This is a genomic window from Saccharothrix hoggarensis, assembly GCF_042678885.1.
In the GTDB taxonomy this organism is placed as follows: Bacteria; Actinomycetota; Actinomycetes; order Mycobacteriales; family Pseudonocardiaceae; genus Actinosynnema; species Actinosynnema hoggarensis.
In genome coordinates this window covers 1-6995 of record NZ_JBHTLK010000299.1, presented here as the reverse complement: position 1 = coordinate 6995, position 6995 = coordinate 1, and the positions used below count along the sequence as shown (strand labels likewise).

Here is a 6995-nt window from a genome sequence, read left to right as displayed (position 1 = left end):
CGCGTCGGGTGGCCGGGCCGCGGGTGCTGGTGGGGCGGCTGCGGGGGAGCGGGCTTCCGGTGGTGGTGCGGCGGGCCGTGACGGGGGGATCGTCAAGGGGCGTGGCGTGGTCAGCGGTGACGGGCCGGTGGCCGCGAGCGGCGGGGTGGCGGTCGGCGGGGTGGTGAGCGGTGACGGGCCGCTCGCGGCCGGCCGTGCCGTCGCGAGTGGTGACCGGGCGGCGGTCGCCGGTGCGGTGGCGAGTGGTGACGGCGCCACGAGCGCGGGTGCTGCGGCTGGTGGCGATGGGGCGACGGGCGCGGGTGCTGCGGCTGGTGGCGATGGGGCGACGGGCGCGGGTGCGGCGGCCAATGGTGACGGTGCTGCGGTGTCCACCGGTGGGGCGGCGGCTGATGGTTCTGCTGCTGACGGTTCTGCTGCTGACGGGTCCGCGGTCGAGGGCGGCGGCGAGCGGTGACGTCGGTGAGGTCGGTGGTGAGCGGTCGGGAAGGGCCGGGCAGGGGCCGTTTCGGGCGGTGACGGAGGGGTAGCCGAGCGGAAACCACCGTCCCAGGCGAGGTGATCCCGATGAGCGCGACCACGCGCCTGCCGCACCCGGTGCGCGCGGCGGCGATGGCGGTGGCCGTCGTGTTCCTGTTGGTCGGCGTGCTCGGCTTCGTGCCGGGCCTGACCGCCGACCTCGACCGGATCGCGTTCGCCGGACCGGAGTCGCACGCGCACCTGCTCGGCGTCTTCCAGGTGTCGGTGCTGCACAACCTGGTGCACCTGCTGTTCGGCGCGGTGGGCCTGGTGGCGGCACGGGCCGCGTCGTCCGCCCGCGCGTACCTCGTCGCCGGCGGCGCGGTGTACCTCCTGCTCTGGGTCTACGGGCTGGTCGTGCACAAGGACAGCGGGGCGAACTTCGTGCCGCTCAACGCCGCCGACGACTGGCTGCACCTCGGCCTCGGCCTCGGCATGGTGGCGCTGGGCCTGGCGCTCAAGGGCAACCCGAACGCGCGCAGTGCCTGACCTCGTCACGCCCGCCTTCCGCGCGCTGGCCGCCGCGCGGGACGCCAGGGCGTTCCACCCGCGCGGCCGGTGGTTCCGCGGCACGGTGACCGCCACCTACGACCCCGCCCTGCCGGTGCCCGTGGGGGAGAGCGAGGTCGTCGGCCGGCTGTCCAAGGGGATCGGCACGCCCGGCGGGCTGCCCGACGTGCTCGGGTTGGCGTTCCGGCTGCCCGGACCGTGGGACGTGCTGCTGTCCACCTCGTTCGCCCGCGTGCTGCCCCGGCTCGCGCGGAACTGGTCCAGCGGCCCCTACGGCAGCATCACGCCGTTCCGCCGGCGTGGTCGGCTGGTGTGGCTGGCCGCCGTCCCGGACCGGTGCCGGACGAGGTCCGCGGCGCTCGACGCGCTGCCGGACGAGCTCGGGTTCACGCTGGAGGTGAGCGGGCCGTGGCGGCCGGTGGGCCGGCTCGTCGTGCGGCCGCTGGACGTCGACCGCGACCTGCCCGTGCTCGACCCCGTCCGCAACCGGCCGCCGGACGTCGACCTCGCGCCGGCCGTGCTCGCCAAGGCCCGGGAACGTGCCTATCAGGGCAGCCGGCGCGGACGATCCCCCGATCCAGTGACGGCACCCGACGCATGACGCGCGCGGCGCGGGGGTAGACGGGACCATGGCGCAGCAGTCGAGGTCCGGTAGCCCTCCGCCCTAAGTTTGCGTAGCCCTACGTACCGCTACCCGGATTGATAGAGGTTCCCCGTCACCCGAAAGTGGGTCCACGTGGCCGCCGGTCTTCACCACCCCTGCTGGGCGGCCGAGTGGAACGGAGAACGACCGATGCGACATGATCGCTCGACCCGGCGACGGGTCGTCACCGCCTGTCTGGCGGCGGCAGCGCTGCTGTTCGCCGGCGTGGGCTACGGGTACGGCGCCGAAGGGCAACCCTCGGGCGGCATCCGCGGCGCCGACCGGCCCGACGCGGTGAAGGACAGCTACATCGTCGTCCTGCGCGACGGCGCGGTCACCGCGCTGCAGACGCCCGGCAAGGCCGACGAGCTGACCCGCAAGTACGGCGGCAAGGTCAAGCTCACCTACACCGCCACCCTGCGCGGCTTCTCGGCCGCGATGAACGAGGAGCAGGCGCGCCGGCTCGCCGCCGACCCGGTGGTGGAGTACGTGGAGCAGGACGGCATCGCGCGCGCCACCGACACCCAGACCAACCCCACCTGGGGCCTCGACCGCGTCGACCAGCGCAACCTGCCGCTCGACGCGAAGTACACCTACGCCAACACCGCGTCGAACGTCACCGCGTACGTTGTGGACACCGGCATCCACAAGGCGCACGCCAACTTCGGCGGCCGGGCCGTCGACGGCTACGACTTCATCGACAACGACGCGGTGGCGCAGGACTGCAACGGCCACGGCACGCACGTCGCCGGCACCATCGGCTCCACCACGTACGGCGTGGCCAAGGGCGTCAAGCTGGTCGGCGTCCGGGTGCTCGACTGCCAGGGCACCGGCCAGTGGTCGCAGATCATCGGCGGCGTGGACTGGGTCGCGCGCAACGCGGTCAAGCCGGCCGTGGCCAACATGAGCCTCGGCGGCGCGGCGGAGTCCTCCGTGGACAGCGCGGTCAAGCGGGCCATCGCGGCGGGGATCACGTTCGCGGTGGCGTCGGGCAACGACAACCGCGACGCGTGCGGCACCTCGCCCGCCCGCACGCCCGAGGCGATCACCGTCAACGCCACCGACAGCTCGGACAACCGGTCGTCGTTCTCCAACTACGGCACCTGCACCGACATCTTCGCGCCGGGTTCCAACATCACCTCGACGTGGAACGACGGCGGCACCCGGAGCATCAACGGCACCTCGATGGCCACGCCGCACGTGGCGGGCGCGGCGGCGCTGTACCTCTCCGCCAACACCGCGGCCACCCCGGCGCAGGTCGCCACCGCCCTGACCACGAACGCCACCCCGAGCGTGGTCCGCAACGCGGGCACGGGCTCGCCGAACAAGCTCCTCTACACCGGGTTCATCGGCGGCGGCCAGCCCCCGGTGTGCGCGGGCGGCTCCAACACCGACGACGTGGCGATCCCGGACGCGGGGGCGGCGGTGACGTCGAGCGTGGTTGTGGCGAACTGCGACGGCGCCGGTTCGGCGTCGACCTCGGTGAAGGTCGACATCGTGCACCCCTACTCCGCCGACCTGGCCGTGGACCTCGTCGGTCCGAGCGGCGCGGTGTTCTCCCTGCGGCGGGCGGGCGGTGTCGGTTCGGCCGACGGCATCCACGAGACGTTCACCGTGAACACGTCGTCGGAGACGAAGAACGGCACGTGGAAGTTGCAGGTCAAGGACGTCTACACGTACGACACCGGCCACCTCGACGCCTGGTCCCTGGCGTTCTGACCGGCCGGTCCCGGCTCCCTGCCCCATGATCGACACCCGCGGCGCGTGTCCCCCCGCGCCGCGGGTGCCACCACCCTGCGCTCGTGGAGGAAATCCATGGCACACCGACTGCCGGCCGTCGCGGTCATCACCGCGCTCGCCGCCCTCGGCCTCGCGCCACCCGCGCACGCCCAGGCCGACTTCGTGCCCGCCGGAACCCCCGTGGCGGGCAGCTTCCTGGTGTCGCTGAAGGAGACCGTGCGCGCGGCGGACATCGCGTCGCACGCGTTGACCGGCAAGTACGGCGGTCGGGTGAAGACCGTGTTCACCGCCGCCATGCACGGGTTCCTGGTCAAGGACCTGACCGACGCCCAGGCCCGCAGGCTCGCCGCCGACCCGGCGGTCAGGCGGGTCTACCAGGACGGGACCGCCCGCGTCGCCGACACCCAGGTCAACGCGACGTACGGCATCGACCGGGTGGACCAGCGCTCCCTGCCGCTGGACACCCGCTACACCTACAACACGACCGCGTCCAACGTCACCACGTACGTCCTGGACACCGGCATCCGCAAGACGCACACCGAGTTCGAGGGCCGGGCGAGCGACGGCTACGACTTCGTGGACGAGGACCCGACCGCCCAGGACTGCAACGGGCACGGCACCCACGTGTCCGGCACGATCGGCGGCAAGACCTGGGGCATCGCCAAGAAGACCAAGCTGGTGGCGGTGCGCATCCTCGGCTGCGGCGGCAGCGCGCCCGACTCCGACGGCGTCGAGGGCATCGAGTGGATCGTCCGCAACGCGGTGAAACCCGCCGTGGTCAACGGGAGCTTCACCTTCGACACCCCCGGCATCGGCGACGAGGCCATCACCCGCCTCAACCAGGCGGGCGTGACGTTCGTGGTGGCGGCGGGCAACAGCTCGGCCGACGCCTGCGGCACCGGACCCGCGCGCAACACCACCGTGATCGCGGTCGGCGCCACGGACCACAACGACAACCGGGCCTCGTTCTCGAACTACGGCTCGTGCGTCGACATCTTCGCCCCCGGCAACAACATCACGTCCGCCTCGCACACCGCTGACACCGGGCAGGCGAACCTGAGCGGGACGTCCATGGCGTCGCCGCACGTGGCGGGCGGCGCGGCGCTGTACCTGGCGGGCAACCCCTCCGCCACCCCGGCCCAGGTGGCCAAGGCCCTGACCGACTCGGCGACCCCGAACCTGGTCAGGAACCCCGGCGCCGGCTCGCCGAACAGGCTGCTCTACACGGCGTCGTTCGGCGGCGGCCAGCCGCCGGTGTGCGCGGGCGGTTCGACGACCGACGACGTGGCGATCCCGGACGCCGGGGCGGCGGTGACGTCGAGCGTGGTCGTGGCGAACTGCGACGGTGCCGGTTCGGCGTCGACCGCGGTGAAGGTGGACATCGTGCACTCGTACTCCGCCGACCTGGCGGTGGACCTGGTGGGTCCGAGCGGCGCGGTGTTCTCGTTGCGGCGGCCGGGTGGTGTCGGTTCGGCTGACGGCATCCACGAGACGTTCACCGTGAACACGTCGTCGGAGACGAAGAACGGCACGTGGAAGTTGCAGGTGAAGGACGTCTACACGTACGACACCGGCCACATCGACGGGTGGAGCGTCACCTTCTGACGCGGAGGTGACCGGCGAGGGTGACGGCGGGCGGTGGTCGGATGCGGCCACCGCCCGCCGGCGTCAACCGGTCCGGTGGCCCGGCCGAGGGTGGTCGGTCAGGGCAGGCGGCGGCGGCCGGCGAAGCCCAGGTCGGCCCGGTGGTACCAGGTCAGGCCCTCGTCGCCCTCCAGCCAGCACAGCAGCACCGGCACACCGTCCACATCGGACGGGAAGTCGACCAGGAGCGGCGCGAAGCCCTTCAGCTCGGCGCCCGTCGCCTGCACGGTCGTCATCAGGTCGTCCAGCCGGGCCTGGGCGGCTTTCAGCTCGGGCAGGCCGCCGAGGTTCGTGGGGCTGCCGTCGTGGAGGGAGGCGGCCAGCTCGGCGGCGTCGGCGCGGACCTCGACGATCTCGGCGAGCACCGGCTTGAGCTTGGCCAGCTCGGCACGGGCCTCGGGCACGCTGAACAGTGACATCGCCGTCCAGGCTACCGGTGTGCCGGAACGCGCGCGGTGGGGCCACCCGGTGACCGGGCGGCCCCACGTCACGCGGGGTCAGCGCAGCGGCGGGGAGGCCAGCTTCGCCAGCTCCAACGCCTGCTGCGGCCACCAGCGGCCCGCGGCGGGACCGCCCTGGCACTCGCCGTCCGACTCACCGGGGCGCTTGGTCCACACGAACGCGTCGACCAGCGGGATGCCGGTGTTCGCGGTGGGACGCGCGCCCAGGCCGCGGCCCGGCGGGTTGCACCAGTCGGTCTCGCCCGCGCCGGGCGTGTAGTGGCCCTGGCCGTTGCGGCTGGTGTCCAGCACGAAGTGGGTCATCTTCGGCTTGTGCACGTCGATGGCGTCCAGCTCGTCGTTCGACGGGCAGGTCGCCGCGCCCTGCTTGGTGCGCAGGTAGATGCACCTGGACACCCGCGTGCCGTACTGCACCAGGTCCTCGGTGAAGCGGTAGTTGGACGTGTTCAGCGCGAACCCGTCCGCCCGCGTGACGCCGCCCTGGAGCAGGCGGTTCACGATGCCCAGCTGCTGGCGCGGCTCGCCGTAGCCCGCGTCGTAGTCGTTGAGGGCCTGCCACGCGGAGTGCCCGGCGTCGAGGTAGACGCGGGTGTGCTTGCCGCGCTTGAGCGCGTCGACCGCGTGGTTGATCTCGCGGAACCGCTGCGGCACCAGCTCCTCGTCCGGGCCGATCGTGCACCACGGCTCGCTGGTCAGCAGCGCGAGGCCGTCGGGCTCGACGACCACGACCGCCTTGTCGTCACCGATGCCCTGGGCGAAGGCGTCGATCCACTCCTTGTACTCCTGCTCGCTGCGCGCGCCGCCCGCGGACCACTGCGAGCAGTCCCGGTAGGGCACGAAGTACGCCACGAGCACCGGCACCTGGTCCTTGGCCTTCGCGGCCCGCACCACGTCGCGCACGTTCTGCCGGACCTGGTCCGCGCCCGCGTTGCTGAACCAGATCGCGGTCGGCTGGGCGGCCATGGCCTCCATCAGCTCGGCGTCCGCGACCCGGCCCTCCTGCCGCCACTGGGCGGCCTGGCGGGACGCGTGGGTGTCCGGCTCGACGTAGAAGGACGTGCCCTTGGGCAGGTGCGGCGGTCCCGCGGCGTCCGCGGGCGCGCCGGTCTCCGCGCCGGCGGCGACCGCTCCGGCCAGCGCGCACGCCACGGTGGCGGCCAAGGCCAGGCCGACGCGTCGTCGTCTCGCTCCGATGTCCACTCGACTGCTCCTCACGTAGCGCCTTCTGGGAGCGCTCCCATATCGCGGGCAAGCATGCGACGTGATGAGCTGGATCACAACCCCCCGTCGTGCGTGGAGGCCCCGTTTCGCAACCTGGTCGTTACCTGCGAGGTCCTTTCGCCGGTGTGACCGCTTCCGGCCAACGGCGGCGGCGGGCCGCGCGCGGGTGCCGACGATGGGGCGGTGAGACGACTCAGCACCGCGCTCGCGGCCGTCGCCGCGGTGGCGCTGTCCACACCGGACGCCCAGGCCGCGCC

General features: G+C 73.0%; 7 protein-coding genes. 5 read left to right on the top strand and 2 right to left on the bottom strand.

The genetic code is table 11. From position 1 onward, the window contains the following. The first annotated feature begins 245 nt into the window (after positions 1-245). The 5 genes from ACFQ3T_RS32795 (at position 246) to ACFQ3T_RS32775 (ending at position 5017) form a co-directional block, all read left to right on the top strand. Positions 246-530 (top strand): hypothetical protein, encoded by a 285-nt coding sequence (locus ACFQ3T_RS32795; protein ID WP_380729385.1) that lies wholly within the window; start codon positions 246-248, stop codon positions 528-530. 37 nt (positions 531-567) lie between these two features. After that, entirely contained in the window at positions 568-1008 is a 441-nt protein-coding gene (locus ACFQ3T_RS32790; protein WP_380729383.1) for a DUF4383 domain-containing protein, read from the top strand. Continuing rightward, positions 1001-1630: a hypothetical protein gene (locus tag ACFQ3T_RS32785; RefSeq protein ID WP_380729381.1), complete on the top strand. Its 630-nt coding sequence runs from the start codon at positions 1001-1003 to the stop codon at positions 1628-1630. The genes ACFQ3T_RS32790 and ACFQ3T_RS32785 overlap by 8 nt, the downstream gene beginning before the upstream one ends. A 192-nt stretch (positions 1631-1822) precedes the next feature. Continuing rightward, positions 1823-3391, top strand: coding sequence for a S8 family peptidase (locus ACFQ3T_RS32780; RefSeq protein WP_380729379.1), 1569 nt, complete (start codon positions 1823-1825; stop codon positions 3389-3391). Between the two features lie 96 nt (positions 3392-3487). Then, positions 3488-5017, top strand: a complete 1530-nt coding sequence (locus ACFQ3T_RS32775) for a S8 family peptidase (protein WP_380729377.1) — start codon at positions 3488-3490, stop codon at positions 5015-5017. 98 nt (positions 5018-5115) lie between these two features. On the opposite strand, the gene ACFQ3T_RS32770 is transcribed toward ACFQ3T_RS32775, so the two are convergent. Then, a complete protein-coding gene (locus ACFQ3T_RS32770) occupies positions 5116-5475 on the bottom strand; it encodes a DUF2203 domain-containing protein (RefSeq protein WP_380729375.1) in 360 nt (119 codons plus the stop codon). Between the two features lie 78 nt (positions 5476-5553). Continuing rightward, positions 5554-6717 (bottom strand): glycoside hydrolase family 6 protein, encoded by a 1164-nt coding sequence (locus tag ACFQ3T_RS32765; protein ID WP_380729373.1) that lies wholly within the window; start codon positions 6715-6717, stop codon positions 5554-5556. Positions 6718-6995: the final 278 nt, after the last annotated feature.